The organism is Holdemanella porci, assembly GCF_019052655.1.
Taxonomy (GTDB): domain Bacteria; phylum Bacillota_I; class Bacilli_A; order Erysipelotrichales; family Erysipelotrichaceae; genus Holdemanella; species Holdemanella hominis.
In genome coordinates, this window is the sequence record NZ_JAHQVB010000009.1 from 1 (window position 1) to 25,290 (window position 25,290).

Annotated in this window: 29 protein-coding genes, 1 pseudogene and 1 riboswitch; of the genes and pseudogenes, 24 read left to right on the forward strand and 6 right to left on the reverse strand. The window is 34.1% G+C overall.

Annotation, left to right across the window (positions count from 1 at the left end; all coding sequences use genetic code 11):
• Both metK and KTQ83_RS03015 read left to right on the forward strand, forming a co-directional pair.
• A partial coding sequence (gene metK, locus KTQ83_RS03010) for a methionine adenosyltransferase (RefSeq protein ID WP_217255993.1) occupies nt 1-792 on the forward strand: 792 nt, incomplete at its 5' end.
• 192 nt (nt 793-984) lie between these two features.
• On the forward strand, nt 985-1,854 hold the full coding sequence (locus tag KTQ83_RS03015) for an NlpC/P60 family protein (protein ID WP_227402349.1): 870 nt from the start codon (nt 985-987) through the stop codon (nt 1,852-1,854).
• A gap of 73 nt (nt 1,855-1,927) precedes the next feature.
• Here KTQ83_RS03015 and fucO read toward each other — a convergent pair whose 3' ends face one another.
• Nucleotides 1,928-3,091 (reverse strand): lactaldehyde reductase, encoded by a 1,164-nt coding sequence (gene fucO, locus KTQ83_RS03020; protein ID WP_217255992.1) that lies wholly within the window; start codon nt 3,089-3,091, stop codon nt 1,928-1,930.
• A 158-nt stretch (nt 3,092-3,249) separates the two neighbouring features.
• Between fucO and KTQ83_RS03025 the strand changes: the two genes are divergently transcribed.
• The 10 genes from KTQ83_RS03025 to KTQ83_RS12490 all read left to right on the forward strand — a co-directional run bounded on the left by KTQ83_RS03025 (nt 3,250) and on the right by KTQ83_RS12490 (nt 11,681).
• The gene (locus tag KTQ83_RS03025; RefSeq protein ID WP_217255991.1) at nt 3,250-4,185 is read left to right on the forward strand and encodes an AEC family transporter; all 936 of its coding nucleotides are present in this window, start codon (nt 3,250-3,252) and stop codon (nt 4,183-4,185) included.
• A gap of 58 nt (nt 4,186-4,243) precedes the next feature.
• Complete coding sequence (locus KTQ83_RS03030; RefSeq protein WP_117925185.1) at nt 4,244-4,900, forward strand: amino acid ABC transporter permease; 657 nt, start codon at nt 4,244-4,246, stop codon at nt 4,898-4,900.
• Between the two features lie 3 nt (nt 4,901-4,903).
• On the forward strand, nt 4,904-5,644 hold the full coding sequence (locus KTQ83_RS03035; RefSeq protein ID WP_117925187.1) for an amino acid ABC transporter ATP-binding protein: 741 nt from the start codon (nt 4,904-4,906) through the stop codon (nt 5,642-5,644).
• Between the two features lies 1 nt (nt 5,645).
• On the forward strand, nt 5,646-6,428 hold the full coding sequence (locus tag KTQ83_RS03040; protein ID WP_117925189.1) for a transporter substrate-binding domain-containing protein: 783 nt from the start codon (nt 5,646-5,648) through the stop codon (nt 6,426-6,428).
• Nucleotides 6,429-6,555: 127 nt separating this feature from the next.
• Nucleotides 6,556-7,761 (forward strand): M20 family metallopeptidase, encoded by a 1,206-nt coding sequence (locus KTQ83_RS03045; RefSeq protein WP_186998745.1) that lies wholly within the window; start codon nt 6,556-6,558, stop codon nt 7,759-7,761.
• Between the two features lie 99 nt (nt 7,762-7,860).
• Nucleotides 7,861-8,781 (forward strand): LysR family transcriptional regulator, encoded by a 921-nt coding sequence (locus tag KTQ83_RS03050; RefSeq protein WP_186998746.1) that lies wholly within the window; start codon nt 7,861-7,863, stop codon nt 8,779-8,781.
• A gap of 224 nt (nt 8,782-9,005) precedes the next feature.
• Nucleotides 9,006-10,052: a methionine ABC transporter ATP-binding protein gene (locus tag KTQ83_RS03055; protein WP_186998747.1), complete on the forward strand. Its 1,047-nt coding sequence runs from the start codon at nt 9,006-9,008 to the stop codon at nt 10,050-10,052.
• Nucleotides 10,045-10,743: a methionine ABC transporter permease gene (locus KTQ83_RS03060; protein ID WP_217255990.1), complete on the forward strand. Its 699-nt coding sequence runs from the start codon at nt 10,045-10,047 to the stop codon at nt 10,741-10,743. The genes KTQ83_RS03055 and KTQ83_RS03060 overlap by 8 nt, the downstream gene beginning before the upstream one ends.
• Before the next feature lie 18 nt (nt 10,744-10,761).
• Nucleotides 10,762-10,968 (forward strand): MetQ/NlpA family ABC transporter substrate-binding protein, encoded by a 207-nt coding sequence (locus tag KTQ83_RS12485; RefSeq protein WP_217255989.1) that lies wholly within the window; start codon nt 10,762-10,764, stop codon nt 10,966-10,968.
• Nucleotides 10,965-11,681 (forward strand): MetQ/NlpA family ABC transporter substrate-binding protein, encoded by a 717-nt coding sequence (locus tag KTQ83_RS12490; protein ID WP_217255988.1) that lies wholly within the window; start codon nt 10,965-10,967, stop codon nt 11,679-11,681. The genes KTQ83_RS12485 and KTQ83_RS12490 overlap by 4 nt, the downstream gene beginning before the upstream one ends.
• A gap of 28 nt (nt 11,682-11,709) precedes the next feature.
• Here the strand turns inward: KTQ83_RS12490 and KTQ83_RS03075 are convergent, their stop codons facing one another.
• From KTQ83_RS03075 to KTQ83_RS03090, 4 genes are read right to left on the reverse strand one after another with little or no spacing between them, the layout of a single operon-like run.
• A complete protein-coding gene (locus KTQ83_RS03075) occupies nt 11,710-12,015 on the reverse strand; it encodes a multidrug transporter (protein WP_186998749.1) in 306 nt (101 codons plus the stop codon).
• A 10-nt stretch (nt 12,016-12,025) separates the two neighbouring features.
• Nucleotides 12,026-12,853 carry a hypothetical protein gene (locus tag KTQ83_RS03080; RefSeq protein WP_186998750.1) on the reverse strand — a complete coding sequence of 276 codons (828 nt, stop codon included), beginning with the start codon at nt 12,851-12,853 and terminating at the stop codon, nt 12,026-12,028.
• Nucleotides 12,853-13,224: a hypothetical protein gene (locus KTQ83_RS03085; protein WP_217255987.1), complete on the reverse strand. Its 372-nt coding sequence runs from the start codon at nt 13,222-13,224 to the stop codon at nt 12,853-12,855. Before KTQ83_RS03085 ends, KTQ83_RS03080 begins: the two co-directional genes overlap by 1 nt.
• Nucleotides 13,214-13,828 carry a M15 family metallopeptidase gene (locus KTQ83_RS03090; RefSeq protein WP_117925207.1) on the reverse strand — a complete coding sequence of 205 codons (615 nt, stop codon included), beginning with the start codon at nt 13,826-13,828 and terminating at the stop codon, nt 13,214-13,216. Before KTQ83_RS03090 ends, KTQ83_RS03085 begins: the two co-directional genes overlap by 11 nt.
• A gap of 79 nt (nt 13,829-13,907) precedes the next feature.
• Here KTQ83_RS03090 and KTQ83_RS03095 point away from each other — a divergent pair, with 79 nt between their 5' ends.
• Both KTQ83_RS03095 and KTQ83_RS03100 read left to right on the forward strand, forming a co-directional pair.
• Nucleotides 13,908-14,510, forward strand: coding sequence for a hypothetical protein (locus tag KTQ83_RS03095; RefSeq protein ID WP_186998752.1), 603 nt, complete (start codon nt 13,908-13,910; stop codon nt 14,508-14,510).
• Nucleotides 14,507-15,121, forward strand: coding sequence for a pentapeptide repeat-containing protein (locus tag KTQ83_RS03100; protein WP_117925211.1), 615 nt, complete (start codon nt 14,507-14,509; stop codon nt 15,119-15,121). Before KTQ83_RS03095 ends, KTQ83_RS03100 begins: the two co-directional genes overlap by 4 nt.
• On the opposite strand, the gene KTQ83_RS03105 is transcribed toward KTQ83_RS03100, so the two are convergent.
• Nucleotides 15,111-15,641: a TetR/AcrR family transcriptional regulator gene (locus tag KTQ83_RS03105; protein ID WP_117925235.1), complete on the reverse strand. Its 531-nt coding sequence runs from the start codon at nt 15,639-15,641 to the stop codon at nt 15,111-15,113. The two genes, KTQ83_RS03100 and KTQ83_RS03105, sit on opposite strands and share 11 nt — an antisense overlap.
• An 81-nt stretch (nt 15,642-15,722) precedes the next feature.
• Between KTQ83_RS03105 and KTQ83_RS03110 the strand changes: the two genes are divergently transcribed.
• The 10 genes and pseudogenes from KTQ83_RS03110 (at nt 15,723) to KTQ83_RS03160 (ending at nt 25,289) form a co-directional block, all read left to right on the forward strand.
• Nucleotides 15,723-16,094, forward strand: coding sequence for a metal-dependent transcriptional regulator (locus KTQ83_RS03110; RefSeq protein ID WP_117925213.1), 372 nt, complete (start codon nt 15,723-15,725; stop codon nt 16,092-16,094).
• Nucleotides 16,095-16,139: 45 nt separating this feature from the next.
• Entirely contained in the window at nt 16,140-18,305 is a 2,166-nt protein-coding gene (locus KTQ83_RS03115) for a peptidase U32 family protein (protein ID WP_217255986.1), read from the forward strand.
• Nucleotides 18,306-18,367: 62 nt separating this feature from the next.
• Complete coding sequence (gene eno, locus KTQ83_RS03120) at nt 18,368-19,696, forward strand: phosphopyruvate hydratase (protein WP_117925217.1); 1,329 nt, start codon at nt 18,368-18,370, stop codon at nt 19,694-19,696.
• A gap of 95 nt (nt 19,697-19,791) precedes the next feature.
• Entirely contained in the window at nt 19,792-20,598 is an 807-nt protein-coding gene (locus KTQ83_RS03125) for a Cof-type HAD-IIB family hydrolase (protein ID WP_217255985.1), read from the forward strand.
• A gap of 3 nt (nt 20,599-20,601) precedes the next feature.
• The gene (locus KTQ83_RS03130) at nt 20,602-21,594 is read left to right on the forward strand and encodes a dipeptidase (RefSeq protein ID WP_217255984.1); all 993 of its coding nucleotides are present in this window, start codon (nt 20,602-20,604) and stop codon (nt 21,592-21,594) included.
• Nucleotides 21,595-21,687: 93 nt separating this feature from the next.
• Nucleotides 21,688-22,359: a 5-oxoproline transporter, DUF969 family subunit gene (locus KTQ83_RS03135; protein WP_217255983.1), complete on the forward strand. Its 672-nt coding sequence runs from the start codon at nt 21,688-21,690 to the stop codon at nt 22,357-22,359.
• A gap of 89 nt (nt 22,360-22,448) precedes the next feature.
• A pseudogene (locus KTQ83_RS12235) lies at nt 22,449-22,987 on the forward strand (5-oxoproline transporter, DUF979 family subunit).
• A complete protein-coding gene (locus tag KTQ83_RS12495; protein WP_254242890.1) occupies nt 22,969-23,262 on the forward strand; it encodes a 5-oxoproline transporter, DUF979 family subunit in 294 nt (97 codons plus the stop codon). Before KTQ83_RS12235 ends, KTQ83_RS12495 begins: the two are co-directional and overlap by 19 nt.
• Before the next feature lie 13 nt (nt 23,263-23,275).
• Nucleotides 23,276-23,923: a pyroglutamyl-peptidase I gene (pcp, locus tag KTQ83_RS03155; RefSeq protein WP_217255980.1), complete on the forward strand. Its 648-nt coding sequence runs from the start codon at nt 23,276-23,278 to the stop codon at nt 23,921-23,923.
• Between the two features lie 286 nt (nt 23,924-24,209).
• Nucleotides 24,210-24,376: riboswitch (Lysine riboswitch) on the forward strand.
• 82 nt (nt 24,377-24,458) lie between these two features.
• Complete coding sequence (locus KTQ83_RS03160) at nt 24,459-25,289, forward strand: transporter substrate-binding domain-containing protein (protein WP_117925225.1); 831 nt, start codon at nt 24,459-24,461, stop codon at nt 25,287-25,289.
• Nucleotide 25,290: the final 1 nt, after the last annotated feature.

The window sequence follows — 25,290 nt, forward strand, 5'->3', positions numbered from 1 at the left end:
GATGAAGTATGTGCTGGTGACCAAGGTATTATGTTTGGTTATGCATGTGATGAAAATGATGAATACATGCCATTAACTATCTATTATGCACACCTTTTAGCTCGTCAATTGTCAAAAGTTAGAAGACAACACCCAGATTTATTAAAACCAGATGGAAAAACACAGGTGTCTGTTGAATATGAAAATGATGAAATCAAACGTATTGATACAATCGTTGTTTCAACTCAACATTCAAAAGATATTACGCAAAAAGAAATTAAAGAATTAATCATGAATGAAGTGATTAAACCTTGCATTGATGAAAAATATTTAGATGAAAACACAAAATATTTCATTAACCCATCTGGAAGCTTCGTTGTTGGTGGATCATGGGGAGATTCAGGAACGACAGGACGTAAAATCGTATGTGATACATATGGTGGACGTGGACGTATTGGAGGAGGATGCTTCTCTAGTAAAGACCCTACGAAAGTAGACCGTAGTGCTGCTTACTACTCTCGTTATGTAGCTAAAAACATTGTTGCCAATGGCTTAGCTCGTCGTTGTGAAGTTGAAGTTGCGTACGCAATTGGTAAAGCACAACCTGTATCTTTATGTGTAGACACTTTTGGAACTGGTAAATTTGATGATGAAAAACTATTAGAAATCGTTAAGAAAAACTTCAATTTTGAAGTAGGAAACATCATTTCCGAATTGGATTTAAGAAAGCCAGTTTACCACAAAACATCATGCTATGGACACTTTGGTGATCCTCAATTTACTTGGGAAAAGGTTAAAAAATTGGAATATTAATCGTTTAGAACTACAAATCTTGTAGTTCTTTTTTTTACTAAAAAGTGCAAATTAATGGGACGAGCTCGTTAATAATGGCAAATTTAAACAAATTAATATGTTAAATTGTGGGAAATACGGGTATTCTTTTGACACTTACAAGAAATTAGTGTAGCTTCTTTAATTGTGTGAGCAATGAGGAGGCCCATAACAATGAAAAAATTAATGCAAGTATTTGCGAGTGTGATGATTGCTACATCTACATTTGGAGGCGTTACAAGTGTTGCGGCAAAAGAAAACACAGCAGCTTATAAAATTGAATATCAAGATGCAGATTCAATGCAGTCTGTATTTACAAAAGAATTACATAAAAAATATGCGAATGTAAAATTTAAAAAGAAATCAAAAAATGTATCTGTATATGAATCAAAAAACTACAAGGTAAAAGTAAAAGATTTAGATATAGAAACAGTTGGTAAACAAACTGTTTCTATTGAAGGAAAAAACAAAAATACAAATGAAAAGCACAGTGCTGAAGTAAGTATCAAGGTAGAAGATACAACAGCTCCTGTAATTACTTGTGAGGATACAATCACAGTGGAACAAAATGAAGCATTTGATATCAATCGCTATGTTTCATTAAATGAAGAAGGAACTATGACTGTGACTAAAAATGTAGATACAGCAAATACAGGAACTTTTACAACATCCATTAAAGCGAAAGATAAAGCGGGAAATGTAAGTGAAAAAAATATAACAGTTAATGTAGAAAAAGATTTCTATCAAAGAATTGCCGATGCTGCATTAGCTCAGATTGGTGTTTATCAAGATTGTACAATGTTAGTGACAAATTCACTTGCTGCTGTAGGAATCAATTTCCATGGTGCACCAGCAGCTTATTTAAGTTTAGGAACTTTGACAAACAATCCAGTTCCAGGAGATATTTGTGTCTATCAAGGACATGTAGCATTATATATTGGTAATGGGCAGGCTGTTCATGGTGGATGGTTTGGATGTCAGACAACAATTTATAGTGTTGAATGTAACCAACCATTTATTGGATATGTTCATGTAAATCGTTAATGAGATGAGAGTGATCTCATCTTTTTTTGCACAGAAAAAAGAAGGCAACTAGATTGCCTTCTAAATGGATGTATTAGTCTCTTCCGTTAAATGCGTATTTATATAAGTCGAAGATCAATTCTTTAGTACATGGACGTGGGTTACCACCTGTACATACGTCAGCCATAGCTGAATCTGTTAATGTAGGTAAGTCTTCTTCTTTAACACCGATTTCTTTTAAGCTTTGAGCAATTCCACAATCTTTACTTAATTGAATAACGGCATCAATAGCTGCTTGACGATATTCTTCTTGAGACATTTCATCAACACCTTCAACTCCCATTACACGAGCGATTTCTCTAAATTTTTCACCAGTGTAATCTTTGTTGAATTCCATAACGTATGGAAGTAATGTAGCACAAGCAACACCGTGAGGGATTCCGTAGAATGCGCTTAATGGGTGAGCCATACCGTGGTCAACACCTAAACCAACGTTAGAGAATGCCATACCTGTCATATATTGTCCTAAAGCCATGTCTTCACGTCCTTTTGGATCGTTAGCACATGCAGCACGTAAGCTTCTTGAAATGATTTCGATAGCTTTTAAGTTTAATGTATCAGCAAGTTCCCAAGCAGCTAAAGTTGTATATCCTTCAATAGCGTGAGTTAATGCGTCAAGACCAGTACTTGCTGTTAAGCCCTTTGGCATACTTGACATCATTTCTGGATCGATAATCGCAACAACTGGAATATCGTGAGCATCTACACAAACGAATTTTCTTTTCTTTTCAGTATCTGTAATTACATAATTGATTGTAGTTTCTGCTGCAGTACCTGCTGTAGTCGCAATAGCGATAACTGGGACAGATTTGTTTTTAGTTGGAGCAACACCTTCCAAGCTAACAACATCTTCAAATTCTGGGTTTGCCAAGATGATTCCAATACCTTTACAAGTATCTTGTGGGCTTCCACCACCAATAGCGATTAAATAGTCTGCACCAGCATCTTTAGCTGCTTGTACACCATTTTTAACTTGTTCAACAGTTGGGTTTGCCTTAACCTCATCATAGATTTCGTAAGGAAGACCAGCTTCATCTAATAAGTCTGTGACTTTAGTAGCTACACCAAATTTGATCAAGTCTTTGTCTGTAACAACTAAACCTTTCTTTAATCTACGTGCTTTAACTTCTGTAACCACTTCTTTGATGGCTCCAGCACCATGATAACTTGTTTCATTTAAAATAAAACGATTTGCCATAAGTATTATTTCCTCCTTATATACTTGTTAATTTTATTTTACGAACTAAACCGCTTACATACAAGTTACAGATTGATAATAATGTCACATATAAGTGTTTTAGTGCATATTGTCCAATATTTGTGCTAAAATTTTAAGAAAGTTTTGGAGGGATTTTTGTGGAAAATTTATTATTTAGCCTAAATGCAACGATTCCCATCTTTCTATTGATGGTTGTCGGTTATTTCTTAAATAAAATCAATGTGTTGGATGACATACTGGCATCGAAATTAAATTCATTTGTCTTTAAAGTATCATTGCCACTATTGTTGTTTGTCGATGTGTCTAAATCTAATTTTAAAGATCTTTGGGATACAAAGTTTGTCGTATTTTGTGTTGTATCTACTCTAATTAGTATTCTATTATCTATATTATTTTCATTGCGATTAAAAGATAAAGCGATTCAAGGTGAATTTATTCAAGCTTGTTACAGAAGCAGTGCTGCCTTATTAGGACTTGCATTAACATCAAATATTTATCCAGATGTAGGTGTTGCCCCATTGATGTTGATGAGTGTTGTATTTGTTTATAACGCAGTATCTGTTGTGATTCTATCTTTCTTTAAGGCTGAACAATCGAAGGTTGATTATAAGAAAACATTCATTGGAATTTTAAAGAATCCACTAATTCTAGGTATTGTGATAGGTGTACTTGTTAGTATATTACCGTTTAAACTGCCACAAGTCATCAATAAAACAATTTCTATGATTGCAAGTACGGCAACACCACTAGGTTTAATGGCGATGGGAGCTATTTTTGATTTTGATCAGGCGAAAGGAGAATTGAAACCATCTTTATTTTGTACATTTATGAAATTAATTGGTTTTTGTACGATCTTCTTACCAATTGCAGCTTTATTAGGATTCAGAAATCAAGCCTTAGTTGCGATTTTGATTATGTGTGGTTCAAGTACAACCGTATCTGGTTTTGTGATGGCTAAAAGTATGGGACATAAAGGTGTTTTAACATCAAGTGTTGTGATGCTGACAACATTGCTTAGTGCTTTCAGTATTACATTCTGGTTAACGATATTAAAATCGTTTGGATTGATTTAGTTGACCTAAAGTTCACTTTAGGGTGTAGAATAGTATAAAGATTTTAGGGAGGGAAAGAATGGAATTGTTTTTAGAATCATTCCCAAAGATATTTATTTCGGGAATTGTAATGACATTACCTTTGGCAGTCATTTCTTTTGTTCTAGCTATGATATTGGCCATTTTTTGTGCCTTGATACAATATGCGAAAGTTCCGGTTATGAAGTATGTTGTTCAATTCTATATTTGGATATTTAGAGGAACACCTATGCTTGTACAATTATTTATTATGTATTTTGGAATGCAATCGATTGGCGTGAGAATATCGGCTATTACGGCAGCGATTATTGTATTTTCATTAAATACAGGCGCTTATTGTGCAGAAACCATTCGCGGATCGATTGAAAGTGTACCACAAGGACAAATGGAAGCCGGACTATGTGTAGGAATGAGCTATATGCAGATTATGATGCATATTATTTTACCGCAAGCTTTTCGAAGTGCATTTCCATCATTGTTTAATAACTTGATTTCACTTGTAAAAGATACGTCTTTAGCTGCGAATATTACAGTTACAGAAATGTTTATGCAGACCGAAAGGATTGCAGGAAGAACTTATCAGTTTATGCAGTTATACATAGAAGTGGCTTTAGTTTATTTGATTTTCTGTACAGTTTTAACTTGGCTGCAAGCTTGGGGTGAAAAGAAGCTGAATTATTATCAGGCAGGGAGATAGAGTATGGCTTTATTAGAAATTAAAGATATTCATAAATCATTTGGGAATTTAAATGTTTTGAATGGAATAGATCTTACGGTCAATAAAGGAGATGTCATTGCGATATTAGGTCCTTCAGGATCGGGTAAGACAACTTTGCTTCGCTGCATTAATTATTTAGAGACAGCTGATGCAGGGACTATGATTTTTAATGGAAAATCTTATGATTTATCGAATACATCAAAGAAGGATGTTGCCCAGCTTAGAAAGTATACGGGATTTGTATTTCAAAATTACAATTTATTTGCGAATAAGACAGCCCTACAAAATGTAACATTAGGTCTTACTGTAGCGCGAAATGTTTCTAAAGAAGAGGCCAATGTGATTGGTATGCAGATGCTTGAAAAAGTAGGAATGAAAGATCTTGCGACTCATTATCCTTCACAATTATCGGGTGGACAACAACAGCGTGTCGCAATCGCAAGAGCTTTGGCAACAAATCCAGACATTATTTATTTTGATGAACCGACTTCAGCTCTTGATCCAGAGTTGATTCAAGAAGTTTTAAGTGTTATGAAAACACTGGCTAATGAAGGAATGACTATGGTTGTGGTCACGCATGAGATGGCTTTCGCGAAGAATGTTTCTAGTCATGTGATTTTAATGGAAAAAGGAAAAATTGTTGAAGAGGGCAGTTCAAAGAATTTCTTTGAAAATCCGAAACAAGAACGAACAAAAGATTTTTTAAGGAAAGAGGAAATGTAAGATGAAAAAATTATTAGCAAGTTTATTAAGTACGGCTATGGTTTTTACTTTAGCAGGATGTGGATCAAGTAAGGATCATTTAGCTACGATTCAAGATAAAGGTGAAATCACAATTGGTTTAGAAGGAGATTGGCAACCATTCTCTTATCATAATAAGGATGATAAATTGATGGGTGTTGATGTGGAAGTCGCTAAGAATATTGCCAAGAAATTAGGTGTAAAAGCCAATATTGTGGAAGGCAAATGGGATGGATTATTAACTGGATTATCAACGGGTACGTATGATTTAGTTATTAATGGTGTCGATATCACAAAGGAAAGAGAAAATAAATTTGATTTTTCTACACCTTATGCGTATGATCATACAGTCTTAGTTGTTCGTAATGATAATACGACAATTACTTCGTTTGATGATTTAAAAGGAAAGACAACTGCCAATTCGATTGGATCTACCTATATGGAATTGGGTGAAGACTATGGGGCAACTGTAAAAGGTGTTGATGATTTAACGAAATGTATGGATCTTGTAAAGAGTGGTGGTGTGGATGCGACAATCAATGCAGCTACTTCAATCAATGATTATCTTCAGACGACAAAGGATAGTTCATTTAAAATTGTTGATCAATCTAAAGAATCTACCCCCTATGCCATCCCAATGGTAAAAGGGGATGATAATGCCTCTTTAAAGAAAGCTGTAAATAAGGCTTTAAAAGAACTAAAAGAAGATGGAACTTTATCTAAGATTTCTATCAAGTATTTTGGTGAGGATCTAACGAAAGAATAAGCGGCTATGCCGTTTTTCTTTTTGCTTGAAATATAAAAATAATTTATAACTAGATATAAATAAATAGAATTTGAATATAGCAATTGTTCTTTGTACAATAGACTCAACTTTTAGGAGGAACTATTTTATGTCAGAATTAAAGAATCAAATTTCTCAATTTATAGATACAAACGCAAAAGTATATCAAGATATTTCTTTGGCTATTCATGCCAAGCCAGAAGTTAGTGACTTTGAATATTTTGCTTCTCAAACCTTGAGTGAACAATTAAAAAAAGAAGGCTTTGAGATTGAATTACCAGCGGCAGGACATCGTACAGGCTTTGCGGCAACCTACAAAAGTAATAAACCAGGTCCTACGGTTGTTTTTCTAGCAGAATATGATGCTCTTGCAGGTTTAGGCCATGGATGTGGACATAATGTGTTTGGTGCTACTTCTTCTCTTGCTGGTGCTGCTTTAAAAAGTGTCGTGGATCAAATTGGTGGAGAAGTACGTGTATATGGTACGCCTGGAGAAGAGGGTGGACAAAATGGAAGTGCCAAAGGTTCTTTTGTGAAGAAGGGATATTTAAAAGATGTGGATTTTGCCTTATGCGTGCATCCAGGCTCAGGTCCAGAAGATGGATTAAGTACGCGTAATTATGCATGTGCACCTGTAGATATTGAATTTTGGGGAAAACCGGCGCATGCAGCAGGATGTCCTCAAGATGGAATCAATGCGTTGGATGCGCAGATCTTAACTTATGCAGCCATTGGTGTTTTACGACAACAACTAACAGATCGCATTCGTATTCATGGTGTGATTGTTGATGGGGGAACAGCTCCCAATGTCATTCCAGAATACACAAAGGCCAAATATTATATTCGAGCTGCCGATATTGATACGTTGCATGAGTTATATGAAAAAGTAGAGAATATTGTGAAGGGTTCCGCTTTACAGACGGGTTGTACATCGAGTATGAAGTTGTATCAAAATCTTGTAGAAAATATGGTTTTAACACCTTCTTTAGATGCAATCTATGAAAAATATATTACAGAACTTGGCAATACTGTAAAACATGTAGAAGATGTGGTCATGCCTGGAAGTAGTGATGTGGGTAACATTAGTCAGGTTGTACCTACGATTCAGCCACATATTAGTATTACAGATGTACAGATTGCAGGGCATAGTCAAGATATGGTCAATGCTTCATGTAGTCAAAAGGCAATGGATGCGATTGTCAAAGGTGCAAAAGCATTGGCTTTTACGGCACTCGAATTATTTGAAAATCCAGAAGAACTTGCGAAAGTGAAAGAGGATCATACTTGGCATGTAGAACATCAAAAAGAGAATTAATTATTTTACGCTTAAAGGGCTTTTCAAGCTCTTTTATTTTATGGAATCTTGAAAATCAACAAATATTCATTAAAATTATATAAATAAAGGAGACTGAAAATGACGCTTCAACAATTACTTTATGTATTAACGGTGTCAGATGAGAAATCTATGAATAAGGCGGCTGAAAAGCTTTTTGTGTCTCAGCCTACTTTAACGTCTGCCATTCAATCACTTGAAAAAGAACTGGATATTCAAATCTTTAATCGTACAAGTCATGGAGTCACTGTGACGCAACAAGGACAAGAGTTTTTAACATACGCAAGACAGTTGTACCAACAATATGAATTGTTAAAAAATCGCTATGAAGATGTAAGCTTACGAAGAAATAAGTTTCGTGTTTCGTGCCAGCACTATTCATTTGCGACCAAAGCATTTGTGGATACAGTGAAGAAGTATGGGACTTCCAAATATGATTTTGCGATCAGTGAAACTAAGACGATGCATGTTATTGAGGATGTAGGTAATTCTTTAAGTGAGATAGGAATCTTATATTTATCCAACTATAATCGTCGTTTTATGATGAAACAATTTGATGAGTGGAATTTAGAATTTCATAAATTAGCGGATTGCGATGCCTTTGTGTATTTGTATAAGGGGCATCCTCTTGCTAATAAAAAATCAATTACGTATGAAGAATTATTGCCATATCCAAATATGACTTTTGATCAAGGGGATAATCCTTCGATGTATACGGCAGAGGAGATATTGGTTGAAAATGAATTTCCAAGAAAGATTCAAGTGAATGATCGTGCTACGATGCTGAATTTAATGAGAGGACTGAATGGATATACTTTATGTTCTGGAATTATTAGTCGTGATTTGAATGGGGATGACTATGTAGTTGTGCCTTATGAAGCGAATGTAGAGAATCCCAATTCTATGATGGAAATTGGGTATATCACAAGGAAAAATACAGTGTTGAGTGAGATTGGTAGTACGTATATTCAAACGATGAAGGATTATTTTAGTAATAAATAAAATTTATTACTGCTTCAAAAATTTAACAATTAGACAATAGCTAAACCTTCTTGTAGAATACAAACATGCAAGGAGGAAACGAAAATGAAAACAATGATGATGTCAATGATGCAAATGTATATGTTAAAAAATGTGACCCGGTTTTCAATTCGTTTGTCGCTTATTTAAGTGTGTGATTGCCGGGGAAATACCTCGGCTTTTTTTGTTAGATTGGAGTGTTATAAATGATTAATATAGAGCATTTAGATAAAACCTATCATTTAAAGAATGCAGACGTACATGCCGTAGATGATGTTTCACTACATATTGAAAGTGGGCAAATCTATGGGGTGATTGGATATTCTGGTGCTGGTAAAAGTACTTTGGTTCGATGCTTGAACTTTTTAGAGATTCCAGATTCTGGAAGTATTGAAATTGAAGGATTTGGAAAAGTAAGTGCAAATCAAGGAAGTTTAGATATAAGTCAAAAGAAATTAAGAGAGTTAAGACGATCCATAGGAATGATCTTTCAACATTTTAACTTATTAGATCGAAGCACTGTATTTGATAATGTGGCGTACCCATTAAAATATACGGGGTTATCAAAGAAAGAAATTGAGACTCGTGTGGATGAATTATTAGATCTTGTGGATTTGGCAGATAAAAAATACGTGTATCCATCACAATTATCTGGTGGACAAAAACAGCGTGTAGCCATCGCAAGAGCCTTATCAAACAATCCTAAGGTGTTACTTTCTGATGAAGCAACTTCTGCTTTAGATCCAGATGCGACAGAATCCATTCTAAAGTTATTGAGGGATTTAAATAAAAGATTAGGAATAACAATTATCTTGATCACACATGAAATGAGTGTGATTAAATCTATCGCAAATCGTGTGGCAGTTATGGAGAATGGTAAGGTTGTTGAAGAAGGAGATGTATATGATATCTTCGCCAATCCTAAAGAAGAGATTACCAAAAAATTTATCAACTCGTCTTCTGCATTATCGAATATTACGAAGTTGATTGAGAATAAGACAATTATTCCTGCAGATAGTAAATTAGTTAAACTTACATTCACTAGAGATAGTGTTGGTAATGCAACCATTTCAAAAATATCTCGTGAATATAATGTGGATGTAAATATCATGTTGGCTAACGTGGATGTCGTTAATGCGGATGCTTTGGGTGGCATTATTGCTTCAATTGAAGGGACTAAAGAAAATGTACAGCGTGCCATAGATTTTCTACATGAATCTAATGTAAAAGTGGAGGTGATTCATCATGCCTAAATTTATAGCAGATTTTTTTCCAAATGTTGCCAATTACTGGGATATATTTTTAACAGCATTGACTGCAACGTATCAAATGTTTTTCATCGCAGGCTTGATTACATTACTAATTGGAGGTGCTTTTGGAATTTCATTGATTGTAACAAAGACAGATGGTATTAAGCCAAATCGGATTATTCATTTTATTCTAGAAGTTATCACGAATGTGTTTAGAGCCGTACCATTTATCATCTTGTTGATTTTCTTGATTCCGTTAACACGAAGTATTGCGGGTACTTCGATTGGAGTCAAAGGGGCTGTTGTTCCATTAGTCTTTGGAGCGGTTCCATTCTACACAAGACAAGTCGAAACGGCATTAGCGGATGTAAATCCAGGAAAAATAGAGGCCGCTAGAAGCATGGGAAGCTCAACACTAGGAATTATCTTTCGTGTTTATCTGCATGAGGCGTTACCGGATTTGATTCGTGTAACAACCATTACGGCTATTTCATTGATTGGATTAACAACTTCTGCAGGTGCAGTTGGTGCTGGTGGAATTGGTTCGTTCGCAATTAATTATGGACAAAACTTACATTATCAAGATGTTGTGAATTTATGTGTAATCTTATTATTGATCATTGTTTCGTTGATTCAATTATTGGGAAATACATTGTCAAAAGCAACAACGAATAAAGAATTGTTTCATAAATAAAAGAGGGAGAAAAGGATTATGAAGACAAATAAATTATTTAAAACATTTTTAACAGTAGGCTTAGTAGCTACAACATTACTTACAGGATGTTCATCAAAGTCATCAAGTGAACCTGTAAAAATTGGTATTCCAAGCGATGCCACAAATGGTGGAAGAGGGTTATTGCTTCTAGAAAAAGCTGGCTTGATTGAAGTGATGACAAGGCTGGTTGGACTCCAGAATTGAAGGATGTTACGAAGTATAAATACAATATTGAAATTGTTCCTACACAAGCCAATACATTAGTTTCGACTTTGGATGATTTTGGAGCAGCCACAATCAATGGAACATATGCGGTTCCAGCTGGATTAAAACCTAAAAAGGATGGTTTAATTACGGAAGTACAAGAAGTAGGAAGTGATAATCCATTTATTAATGTGATTGTTGCGCGTACAGCTGATAAAGATAATGAAGATTATCAAAAGGTAGTAAAGACATACCAAAGTCAATTGGTGGCTGAATATATTTTAGAAAAGAATAGTGGCGCTACGGTTCCTGCATTTGAATATGATGAAGATTATACAGTCGATAAAAATTTTGTGGGCGATATTGAAGGATATCAATCAAGTTCAGATGGAAAGAAAGTTATTAAGATTGGTACTTGTGGTTCTGCCGACACATTTAGAGCGGTACAAAAAGTATTAGATGATGAAAATTCTGGAATCTATTTAGATGTAGTTGTATTTGATGCATATAACTTACCAAATGAAGCTTTAAATAATGGCGAAATTGATTTGAACTCATTTCAACACAAAGCGTATTTAGAAAATGAATGTGAAGCACAAGGATATGATTTAACAGCGATTGGTGATACTAGTTCTGCTCCATTAACTTTATATTCAAAGAAAGTTGATTCTTTGAAAGCATTAAAAGAATTAGCTGGTAAAAAAGAAGACTAAATGAAAAAAGCCGATTTATTTCGGCTTTTTACTTCATATATTGTTTAATATCTTCCTTTAGCTCATCACTAAACTCATCTAGATCATCCATGGTGATTGCTTCATCGCGCAATAATCCTAACAAAATGATAAACATATTTGAACGAGAAACATCTCTTGCCAAAACACCAGGACTTTTATAATCCTCATAAATTTTCTTTCGTAGAGCCCAGTATTTATCAGAAGATAATGCATCTGAATTTAAAATGGATTTGTATTCCTCAACGAGCTTATCCATATAGGCTTCTTGCCATCTACCTAGTTTCTTTCTAAATAATTTCCAATCTTTTTCCATGTTGACCTCCCTATTGAAATAAAGTTTGAATGATTTGATCAATACTCATAGAGTGCAATTGATCTGTATCTTTTAATGTTTTTGAATTCCAGTGAAATAAAGATACATTACTTGGTTCAGTAAAACTAGAATCGACAGTGCAATTTGGATAACGACTGTACCAGTCTGGATAATACGTTTCCATGATTTTTTGTGCATATCCGACAGCTTGTGAATTTGAATTTCCATTTTGGTCATATGTACCTGAAATTTTAACACCTGGAGGACTAGAGTGAGCAATCAATAAACTGCCATCCTCACATACACAAAGTACAATATAAACATGAGCATTCGCCATAGAGACAATATCACCTGGTTTTGCGTTTTGAATTGAATCTTTGTAGCTTCCTAACTTCATGTTCGCATATGTTTTTGTCATTTCTTCAGCCTTTAATACATAGCCATTGCCATGATTGGATTTGGTTTCTAGAGTATTGTAGATAGTCCAACCGATATAGCCTGAACAATCAAGACCTTTATGGATTTCATACATATAGTTTTCATAATTATATGTACTATCTTGTGTATCATAGAAGGATTTCCATTCCTTAGATAAGCCCAAAGTTAACGCTTCAGTTCCGGAACCTGTTTGCGCTTCGTTCCAGCCTCCACCATAAATATAGAGTGTTTGACCAACGGGTTTTAACGCGTTCTTTAAAAAATCAGTTGTAGTATGAATGGGTTTTGATTGAACTTTTGTTTCTTCTGTTTTATGACATGAAGATATCCCAAAGATGATTACACACAGTATTAAGATAGGCAATAAAATACGGTCATAGCGAATTTTTCTTTTTTTCATTATTTCTTGACCTCTTCTATCAATTCATCAATATAAGAATCATCAATGTCAAAGCCTAAATAACATAGACCGCGATAGATGAAGTTCATATCATTTAAATGAAGGATTTGATTCATCAATTCCTTTTTCTTGTCATTAATCAAAGACATGTCATAATCACTTGTATTGCCACAAGGATGCGTACACGTTTTACATCCTGGTGATATCTTGTCTTTTTCTTTGTGTACTAAATCAATTAGATCTTGTGTTACCGTATGATTTTTTAAATGTTGAAGACAATCTAAAATAATTGTGTCTGTGTTTTCTGTTTTTGGATTTGAATCCACGGTTTTAGAAAGACCAATTAAAGCAGACCATAATTTAGTTTCCATCAGATTTTACCTCCACATTAAAATAAGTATCTGGATAGGGTTCATCCTTTAAAGTATAGTGCCACCACTCGGATTCTAAAGGGATAAATCCATTGTCTAACATTAAATTTCTAAGTGTCTTGCGATTGTTTATTTGATGATTCGTTAATCCTTTTGTGTATAATGGACTAGAAATATCGCCAAAGTAATCAAAGTAAGATCCCATATCTAATTCTTTTCCTGTTTTTTCATCAACTAAAGTTAAATCGACAGTGCTACCTCTGGTGTGCGCTGATTTTTCAATAATAAAGTCATTCTCAAAAAGATAGCTTTTGGAATATTTTGGATAGAAAATGGATTTCATTTTATCATCCTCTGTATCTTTCCAAGTCATGAAATGATCAAGGGCACTTTGAGGTCGATAGGCATCCCATATCTTTAATCGATATCCCATTTGTCTTGCCTTTGAATTGATTACTTTTAATTGCTTCACCAATTCTTTTGTTCCTAACGCTACCGGATCTATATAGCCATCAATGATTTCACCAATGAAATTGTAAGTTGTGCAATAGCGAATATCTAAAAGAATATCGGGTATTTCTTTTTGTATATTTAATAATTTCATGTATATATTCTAATATATTTGTTTATGTTAATCCACTTATGTTTTGTGTATAATACATGTTAGAAATGAGGTAATAAACATGAAATTTAGTGATATTGATTTTTCTGCCATTTCAAGAATGATGGACAATATGAGCGATGAAGAAAAGAATAAGTTAAATGACATGGCTCAAAATATGATGAATAATATGAAACAAAACGAAGAGCCTGAAGAAGAAACTGACTTTTATGAAGCTTTAAATATAAATGAAGAAGATTATGCAGATTTTCCGGGAAGTGTCTTAGATCAAATCGAAGCAGGAAGTGATTTGGAAGTCTATTATGAAGATGTAAAGGATGCAGATTTTAGTGCGAGTGCCTTATTTTATGCGAAAGCTACTTTGAACATGTTACGAAAATATATCTATCCTATCTTTAAGAATTTCTTTGATGGATTTAATAATCCTTCAACGACAACCATCTATTCTTATTTATATCCTTTAATGAACCAGGATAACATTCATAAGTTGTTTGATGAAGAGTTTGGTACGCCAGAAGGATGGATGGAACTTAAAAATGCTCTTCAACAAATCTATATTATTTTAAATCGTGCAGAGTATGATTTTGTGAGCCATGAAGATTTACAATTATTAAAAGATATCTTGTTTAATCAAGAAGTATTATTGAAAATTAAGAATCTATGAAAAAGCTAAAAATCAATACGAGTCTTGAACAAATGGATGAATGGACATATGAATCGTATGTGAGTGATTATATATTTGAGAATGTTTGTATTGAAGAAAACTTAGATAATATCACGATGGATGGGTGTAAATTTAGCAAGTGTCAATTTAAAGATTGTAGCTTTAGCTTTATTGAATATATGGACATTATTTTTGATCATTGTGAATTTGAAAATGTACACTTGAATCAATGTAGTTTAAGTCGTGTTCATTTCATTTCTTGTCGAATCAGTGGAATGGAACTTTCACAAAGCTTAGTGCAAGATACATTATTTCAATTATGCAAAGGACATTATTGTGACTTTGGTGGCAGTACATTTAAAGATTGTATGTTTGACATCAATGATTTAACGGGTTCTGGATTTGTTCAATGTGATTTTAAAAAGACTTCATTTGATAAATGTATATTAAATTCAACGGAATGGTTTAACACAAAATTAAAAGAGCTTGATTTCTCAAGCTGTGAAATTGAAAATATTGCGTTGTCGAGTGATAAATTAACAGGTGTTGTCGTGAATTCATCCCAGGCACTTGAATTTGTGAGACTTTTAGGTATTGTAGTTAAAGATTGATATATTGTTTTAATCTTTCGGGCATGGATTCAATCAACATATTGACTAGCGTTTCTATATCTAGATACATATTTTTTTCGACCCAGGACTTAGTCATTTCAATAGATCCATGACAATACATTTGAAGTAGAAAGTCTAGTTGTGGATCAATTGTTGTTTTTGTTTCGATTTTCTTTTTGTAGAAATCATAGATACAGCGATAATCATAGTTTGTCAAAGAATTGTAGTCATCTTCTTTAAAGGCTTCTTTAAAAAATGTGTTTTGGCTTTGAATAAAAGTGAATTTCTTAATTAAAGCTTCTTTTAAAGTGGTTTGATCAGCCATTTCTTTAAAAGAGTCTAGGCATAGCTTTTCAAAATACCAGTTTACTAGATCTTCTTTATCTTCAAAATTACGATAAAAAGTCTGTCGTGTTAAATTGGATTCCTTTGTGATTTGAGTGACTGTAATCTTGTTTAAGGGTTGTGTTTTTAATAAGTTTAATAGCGCATTTGCGATTGTTAGTTTTGTATCGTTCATATAACTATTATATGTCATGACAATTGACTTTAAAAGAGGACTAGCTTAAAATTAAATAAGAGAATTAGAGGAGTAAAGAATATGCAGTTAGGCGAATCGATGGAAGATTATTTAGAAGCCATATTAGTTTTATCAAAATGTTTAGATCATGTTCGTAGTGTTGATGTCGCAAGTTATTTGGGTTTTTCTAAGCCTAGCGTCTCACATGCCGTAAAATTATTGTCTGAGCAAGGATTAATTGTTTTAGATGTTAGTAAATTTTTAACTTTAAGTGAAGAAGGAAAGAAAATCGCAGAAGAAACATATGCGCGTCATACTTTCTTTTCAGATATGCTACAAAATATAGGTGTACCTAAAAATATTGCGATAGAAGATGCTTGTCGTATTGAACATGTGATTTCGCAAGAAACTTTTGAGGCAATTAAAAAGTATTATCAAAATAATAAAAACTAGCTATAGATTGTATCTGTAGCTTTTATTTTGAAAGGAGTAAGGAAAATGAGACCAGAAATATTAGCACCCGTAGGAAGTGTGGAAGCATTAAATGCAGCATTAGCAGCAGGATGTGATGCTGTTTATTTTGGTTTGCCTAGTTTTGGGGCTAGGGCATTCGCAAATAATTTTGACTTAGAAACTACAAAAGAAGTTATTGAAAGATGTCATTTGTGTGGTGTAAAAGTATATATTACGATGAATACAATATTATATGAGGATGAAATAGAGGATGCCTACAATATGGCAAAGATGGTTCATTCTTTTGGCGTAGATGCTTTGATCATTCAAGATTTAGGTTTTATTCATCTTTTGCATCATAGACTACCCAATTTGGTGCTACATGCTTCTACACAGCTTTCAGTTTCTAATCCTTATCAAATTGAACAACTAAAAAAATTAGGTGTTCAACGTGTTGTTTTAGCTAGAGAATGTACAAAAGAAGAAATTCAAGCATGTGTAGATACAGGTATTGAAGTGGAGGTTTTTGTGCATGGAGCTTTATGCATTTGTTATTCGGGACAATGTTATTTTTCAAGTATACATTATGGACGAAGTGGAAATCGTGGAATGTGTGCACAGCCATGTCGAATGAAATACACCCTTTATGAAGATGGAAATAAAGTGGATACGCATGGAGAATATGTATTAAGTCCAAAAGATCTATCTTTGATTGATGAAGTGAATACATTAGCGGATATGGGGGTTTGTTCATTAAAAATTGAAGGGCGAATGAAGAGTGCTCCATATGTTTATGAGAGTGTTTTACAAGTCAAAAAGGTATTAGAGAATATGGAACGAAATGTTGAGGACAAACAAAACTTACGTGTTACATTCAATCGAAAATATACTGTAGGGCATATGTATAGAGCCAGTGGCAAAGAATTAATGAATAGTAAAACTTGTAATCATCAGGGAATTGAAATTGGCAAGGTTGTAAAGGTAAATAAAAATAAGATTTGTATTCAATTAAGTCAAGATCTGCATCAAAATGATGGAATTCGTTTTGAAAAAGAGAACTTGGGTTGTCATGTGAATTTTATGTATGATAAGAAACAAAAGTTGATTTCTTTCATGCCTAAAAATAATACAGTTCTAATCGAAGGACCGTCAGGTCTGCATGTAGGTAGTATTGTTCGTAAAACAATGGATTCTGAATTGAATAAAACAATTGCTGAAGAAATTCGTACATCCAATCGTCAAAGCAAGGTTAATGCGATAGTGACTTGTGGTGCAGTTGGAAAGCCAATGGTGATGGAAGTATACAATGATTTGACAAAAATTAGTGTTTCTACTGAAATTGATAGTGTACAAGCTTTAAAGCGTGCAACGGATGAAGAAACGTTAAACAAACAGTTTTCTAAGACAAAAGATAGTTGGGCAAGTTTTGATCATATTGAATATCATTTGGGTAAAGATATTTATTTTCCAATTTCTGTCATGAACCAACTTCGTAGGGATGCTCTTGAGAAAATGAAAGAGGCTTGTTTAAAACAGGAGGCACTTGTTGAAAAAGAATATAGTTATATTCCGCAAGAGAGTAAAACCTCATTTGATTTGTTTGAAATTAATTCAATGAATCAAAAGGTTGATGATTCTTCTTGTTATGTGAGTGAAATGTTTAACAGTGATCAAGTCTTAGAAAAATCAAATATAACGAGAGTTGATGGATTTGTGAATGCGCATCTAGGTAAAGGAAAAATTGTAGATTCATTAAATGTTTCTAATTCGTATAGTGTGGCTGCTATCTTAGAAATGGGATATGAAAGTTGTGTAATCAGTGATGAGTGTGACAAGTATCAGGTTGAAGAAATAATGAAGGCTTTTTCAAGTCGTTATCATTTTGATGCTCCAGTCTATAAGACTTTATATCAAAAACAACGCTTGATGACGATGAAACATTGTCCTGTAAATACGACTTTAAAAGATGGTAAGCGAATGAATTGCAGTTTGTGTCATCATCATCGTTATGAGCTTGAAGGCTTAGATGGAAAGCGTGTCTTTTTACTTGGAGATAAAGATTGTCACATGCGATTGTATGATGTGAATATTATGGATGAAATTGAAAATCGAAAAGATTATGAATCGTATGGTATAAAACATTTTAGATTTGTGTTTACTGATGAAAGTCAAGAGGAAGTTAAAAGCGCTTTCAGAGCCTATAATCGTTGATTTTAGATGGCTTGCGTGCTATTATTTTATTAGCTTAAGGCTTAGAGGAGGATATTTTAATTATGCCTATTATTGTTGATGTATATGCTCGTGAAGTTCTAGATTCACGTGGAAATCCAACTGTTGAAGTTGAAGTAACTACAGAATCTGGTGCTTACGGACGTGCTATGGTACCAAGTGGTGCAAGTACTGGTGTTCGTGAAGCTTTAGAATTACGTGATGGAGACAAAGCTCGTTACTTAGGAAAAGGAACAACTCAAGCTGTTGAAAACGTAAACACTAAAATTGCTCCAAAAGTTATCGGTATGGATTGCCGTGACCAGGTATTAATTGACAAAACAATGTTAGAATTGGATGGAGACCCATTCAAGAAAAATTTAGGTGCTAACGCTACTTTAGGTGTTTCTATGGCTTGTGCTTTAGCAGCTGCTGATTTCTACGGAGAACCTTTATACAAATACTTCGGTGGATTCAACGGAAAAACATTGCCAGTTCCTATGTGCAACGTTATCAACGGTGGATCACACGCTGACTCTACAGTAGATTTCCAAGAATTCATGATTATGCCAGTTGGTGCTAAGAGTGAAAAAGAAGCTGTTCGTATGGCTGCTGAAACTTTCCACGCTTTAAAATCTGTATTAAAGAAAAAAGGATACAACACTAACGTTGGTGATGAAGGTGGATTCGCTCCAAGCTGTAAAGATGGAAACGAAGAACCTCTTGAATTATTAGTTGAAGCTATGAAAGCTGCTGGATATGTTCCAGGAAAAGATATGAAGATCGCAATGGACGTTGCTGCTTCTGAATTCCACAACACTGAAACTGGATTATATGAATTGAAAAAATCTGGTCAAGGAACTAAGACTAGCGATGAAATGATCGACATGTACGAAGAATGGATTGCTAAATACCCAATCGTATCTATCGAAGATGGATTAGGAGAAAGCGACTGGGACGGATGGAAAAAATTAACTGACCGTCTAGGAGATAAAGTACAATTAGTTGGTGACGACTTATTCGTAACTAACCCTTCAATTCTTTACGAAGGAATCGAAAAAGGAATCGCTAATGCAATCTTAATCAAAGTTAACCAAATCGGTACTTTAACTGAAACATTTGACGCTATCGAAATGGCTAAGAAACACGGATACACTTGCATCGTATCTCACCGTTCAGGAGAAACTGAAGACACTACAATCGCTGATATCGCTGTTGGATTGAACGCAGGACAAATCAAGACTGGTTCATTAAGCCGTACAGACCGTATTGCTAAATACAACCGTTTAATGCGTATTGAAGACGAATTGAACCAACGTGGAACTGTTAACGTTGCTGAATACCTTGGAGACAAGACTTTCTACAACTTACCAGCTGTTGAATTCAAAAAGTAGTATTTCGCTAAGAACTTTAGCTAATTAAGGCCCTTCGGGGTCTTTTTTTTTGACGCGTTTCGTATTACTATTAAACAAGTAAAAGGAAGTGCTATATGGTTAGGACAATTGTATGTGATTTAGATGGATCTTTGATGAATCCGAGTAGTGGAATCTATGTAAATGAAGCTGTTAAAGAAGCATTGATTGAGGTTGAAAAGAAAAATGTCTTAGTTATATTAAATTCAGCTCGATGCTTTCAAGGTGTGTATCCATTGTCTAAACAGATTTTGATGCAAGATTTTGGTGGATATGTCATTAGTTGTAATGGAGCCCATTGTTTTGATGTGAAAATGAAAAAGACGATGTTTGAGTATGTTATCTCAAATAACGATGTTTCATTTATTTGGCAATATGCTCAAAAGCATAATTTAGGCGTTGGATATAGTCAATCCGATTATTTTGTGGCAAATAAAATGACACATGGATTTGAACTGGATATGCATAATTGTGATGTGGATTACATTTTAACGAATCACATGGAAAAATATTTAAAGGGTTCTGTGTGGAAAATGTCTATATCGGATTCAAAATCACGAATTGATTCAATTTATGATGAAATGAAATCGATTATTGAATTAAATTGTAATGTAAAAGTTGTGCATAGTACAGATACGATGATTGACATTATTCATAAGGATTGTGAAAAGTTAAATAGTGTGAACCGCTTGTTGAAGAATCTTGAAATCTCTTGGAAAGATGTCAGTTCCATCGGAGATGGTTCAAGTGATGCGCCTGTATTAGAAGCATCTGGTCTTGGTGTTACTCTTGAAAATGGCTGTGAAGCATGTAAAAAAGTCGCAAAAAAAATTGTTCCTTCATGTTATGAAGATGGCTGTATAGAGTGGTTAAAGGAGTTGTAGAATATGAGAGTAGTCGATATGCATTGTGATACGATTCTGGAATTATTGAGTCGTGATTTAAAAGGGAAAGAGGCAAGTTTGTTTTCAAATGATTTGTCGATTGATTTAAAAAAAATGAAAAAGGGTAATTATTTATTACAGAATTTTGCGTTGTTTACAGATCAAAAAGAACTAGCTATTCCTGAGCAACAGACAATGCGTTTGTATGATGAATATTGTACACAAATGGATAAGTATGCTGATTATATTGCACCTGTATATACGTTTAGTGATATTGAAAAAAATGATAAAGAAGGAAAAATATCAAGTTTATTAACTTTAGAAGATGGTGGTGTTTGCTTCAATGATTTAGCGATGTTAAGAAACTATTATCGCATGGGTGTGAGAATGATTGCACTAACATGGAATTATGAGAACGGAATTGGTTATCCAAACCTTTCTATGAAAGATATGAATGGGAATCAACCTAACTATAAGCGTAGTGTAGATACAGAAAGAGGATTGACAGAGTTTGGTATTTCATATGTAAATGAAATGGAAAGATTAGGCATGATCATTGATGTTTCTCACTTAAATGATGCAGGTTTCTATGATGTATTGAAATATACGACAAAACCATTTGTGGCATCACATTCTAACGCAAGAAGTGTATGTAATGTAGCCCGTAATATGAGTGATGATATGATTCTTCAATTGGCAAAACGTGGTGGTGTCATGGGACTTAATTTCTGTGGCAGTTTCTTGGCGGATCGCACTGATCACAAGAGTTGTGTAGAAGATATGGTGAAACATATTCTATACATCAAAGACTTAGCTGGAATTGATGTCATTGGATTAGGTACAGATTTTGATGGGATTTCATGTCCTTTAGAAATTGAAGATGCTTCTATGATGAATTTATTAGAAGAAGCTTTATATAAGGCGGGTCTTACACAAGAAGAAGTGGAAAAAATCTTCTATAAGAATGTATTAAGAGTCTATAAATCAGTATTGTAAATGGATCGTTGGATCCATTTTTTTTTGTGAGGGACATGATATAATTTCTGATGTAAAAATCTGTAAGAAACATGAAAGATAGAATGAAAGGCTATGGAATCATTAAAACTGTTAGGTATTCTAATTGTCGTAATCGGATTTGTATTAAAATTGGATTCGATTTTGATTATTATGATTGCCGCTATTGTGACTGCACTTGTTGCAGGTATAGATCCAGTTACTTCCTTGGAAACACTTGGATCTAGTTTTTTAGCTAACCGCAGTATGTGTGTGTTTGTGATGGTTATGGTAGTTACGGGTACTTTGGAAAGAAATGGTTTAAAACAATCAGCAGCTAATTTAATGAAGAAATTTAAAAATGCATCAGCCGATGTTGTTCTTGCGATTTATGGTGTATTCCGTCTAGTCTTTGCGGCATTTAATGTAAGCTTTGGTGGCGTTGCCGGATTTGTTCGTCCTATTGTGTTACCTATGGCTACAACTGCAGCTAAGAAAAATGATAAAAAGATCAGTGAAAAGTATGAAGAAAACTTAAAAGGAATGGCAAGTAGTATGGAAAATATCGCATGGTTCTTCGGACAAGTTTTGTTTGTAGGAACAAGTGGAATGATTTTAGTACAATCTACATTAGCTGTTTTAGGCTACAATGTTGAATTGGTTGATTTAATGAAAGTACAAATTCAAGTGGGAATTATTGCCGTAGCTGTTGCGATTGTTTATTACTATATTAAAGATAAACAATTATCTAGGAGGGAGACTAAATAATGAATCCAATTCAATTTTATACGCGTGTAGATGTTACACTTTCAGATAAACTTTTAGAAGTCATGTATTGTATTATTGGATTGATTTCTATGTATGTTGCTTTTAAAAATCTAAAAGATAAAGAAAACAAAAATAATGTTGGTTCATTTATTTTCTGGTTTGATTTAGGATTGATGTTTGTGCTAGGTAAATGGTTGCCAGCATTGGTAGATGGTATTTTGTTGATTATCTTGGTTTTACCTCCAATTTTTAAGAAAGTTTCACTGGTAATGAGCCTGAACATACTCTTGAAGAGATGGAACAAAACAACAAGAAGATTGGCTCAAAAGTATTTGTTCCAGCAGTATGTATTGGTTTATTTACGCTATTAGCTGCATTCTTTACTAAGATTTCACCACGGGTTGGAATGAGTGTAGGTGTTTTTGTGGCCGTGATTATTTTGCGTATCTATTCAAAATCAAATACACCAAGTGTCTTCTTAAAAGATTGTCGTAGAATGATGGATGTGGTTGGACCATTAAGTATGCTTCCAATGTTACTTGCTGCTTTAGGACCATATTTACAGCTGCAGGCAACATTACAATTGGAATTATTGTTTATGCGATTGGCATGGCGGTATTTACCATGATCATGGGAAATGCTTTTGTGGCAATTACCGTAATGACAGTTGGTATTGGGGCACCTTTTGTCCTTCAATATGGAGCAGATCCAGTAGTGATTGGATCTTTAGCATTAACTTGTGGATATTGTGGTACACTATGTACGCCAATGGCAGTAAACTTTAATATGGTTCCTGTTGCAATCTTAGAAATGAAAGACAAAAATGGTGTCATTAAAAAACAAGTGCTTGTTGCCGTAATTATGTTAGTGGTACAAATTGTCATGATGATCATGATGTCATAGGAGATGAAATGTTATGAAAAAAGTATTAATTACAGGTTTTGATCCTTTTGGAGGAGAAAAAATCAATCCAGCTTATGAAGCTGTTAAATTATTGCCGGATGAAATTGGTGGGGCAAAAATTATTAAGAAAGAAATTCCTACAGTATTTCAAAAAGGGCCAGATGCAGTTTATGAAGCGATTCAAGAGAATCAGCCAAATTTTGTATTGTGTATTGGTCAAGCAGGAGGAAGAAGTCAAGTCACACCAGAATGGGTGGGTATTAACTTTAGAAATGCGAGAATTGCCGATAATGAAGGCAATCAACCTTTACAGACAAGTGTTGTAGAAAATGGCCCAGAAGCTTATTTTACAATGCTTCCTGTGTTTAGAATGGTTGAAAAAATGAAGGAAAATGGAATTCCTGCAAGTGTTAGTTATACAGCAGGAACTTATGTTTGTAACGATGTAATGTATTCTGTATTGCATTATTGTCATACAGAATTTAAAGATGTAAAAGGTGGCTTTATGCATGTGCCTTTTGCCACTGAACAAACAGTAAATCAGCCAGCAGGAACTCCTGGAATGAATTTAAAAGATATTGCTAAAGCCATTGAATTGTCTGTAGAAGCTATGTTAGAGAGTGATACGGATATTAAAGTGATTTCTGGAGAAACGCATTAAGAGAAAAGATTTATTCTTTTCTTTTTTTCTTGTTCAAAAAAAAGGGTGAGTCTATTATTATGACTCACCAAGAAATAGGAATATATGAAATAAACAGAATAAGTTATTTAGGAAAGGGTTATATGTATTGGGTTGATACCTGTTTATTTCTGTCTATAGAATAGTTTTTAAAACTTAAAAGAAGCTTAAAGAAATGATGAAAATATTTACAGTTTTATGAAAATTTGCAAATTCTTTCTTGACACTATGTATATGTCGAGTATAATAAGCACTATAAAGTGAATCGAGTAAAGATAGAGGCAGCATTGCATCAGAGTAAAACATGGAGTTGGCAGACTGTGAAGTGTTTGAAAGGTAACCAATGCCGAAAGAGATAAAATGGCAATTTTATTTCTTGGGGTTATAAGGAATACTTATAACACTCCTTCGTCAGGAAGAGGCGTTATCTTATAGTTAATGAGATATTTTTTAGCTATGTGGTATGCCCGCATAGCTTTTTTCTATTCTTTGCCGATTAGAGAAGGAGAAAAGAAATATGAACTTTAAAAAATTAATGGCATCTGCCATGGTATGTGCTTTTGCACTAACAGGATGTGGATCAAACACAGCTACAACATCAGAAGATAAGGACACATTTGTCGTAGGAATGGAATGTGCATATGCTCCATTTAACTGGCAAACTTCTACAAAAACAGATACTTCTGTAAAATTAGGAAAATCAGGATATGCGGATGGATATGATGTGCAGGTTGCAAAAAAGATTGCGAAAAAATTAGGAAAAAAATTAGTCATTAAGAAAACATCATGGGATGGATTGATTCCAGCTTTAGAGGGTGATGAAATCGATGCGATTATCGCTGGTATGACTAAAGATAAAACACGTGAAGAAGGAGCTGACTTTACAACTCCATATTATGATTCAAAGGGAATGATCATGATTGTTCGTAAAGATGGTGAAGAAGCTGGATATACAGATATTCAACAATTTAGTGGTAAAAATGTTGTTGGTCAAAAATCAACAAACTACGATGATGTCATTGATCAAATTAAAGGTGTAAATCACGTAACACCAAAGGCTACTTATCCAGAAATGGTATTGGCTTTACAACAACACGAAGTGGATGGGATTACTGCTGAAATGGCAGTTGCCAAAGGTGTTGTAGAAGCTAACCCAGACTTAACTATCATTCAGTTCGAAGATGGACATGGTTTTGATTGTGATACAACTGTTTCAATCGCATTAAAGGAAGGTTCTCGTGATTCTGAATTCTTCAAAAAGGTTCAAAAAGCATTAGATAGTATTTCGGATGAAGAACGTGAAGAAATGATGAAATATGCAGTTGAACACCAACCAACAGAGGATTAAT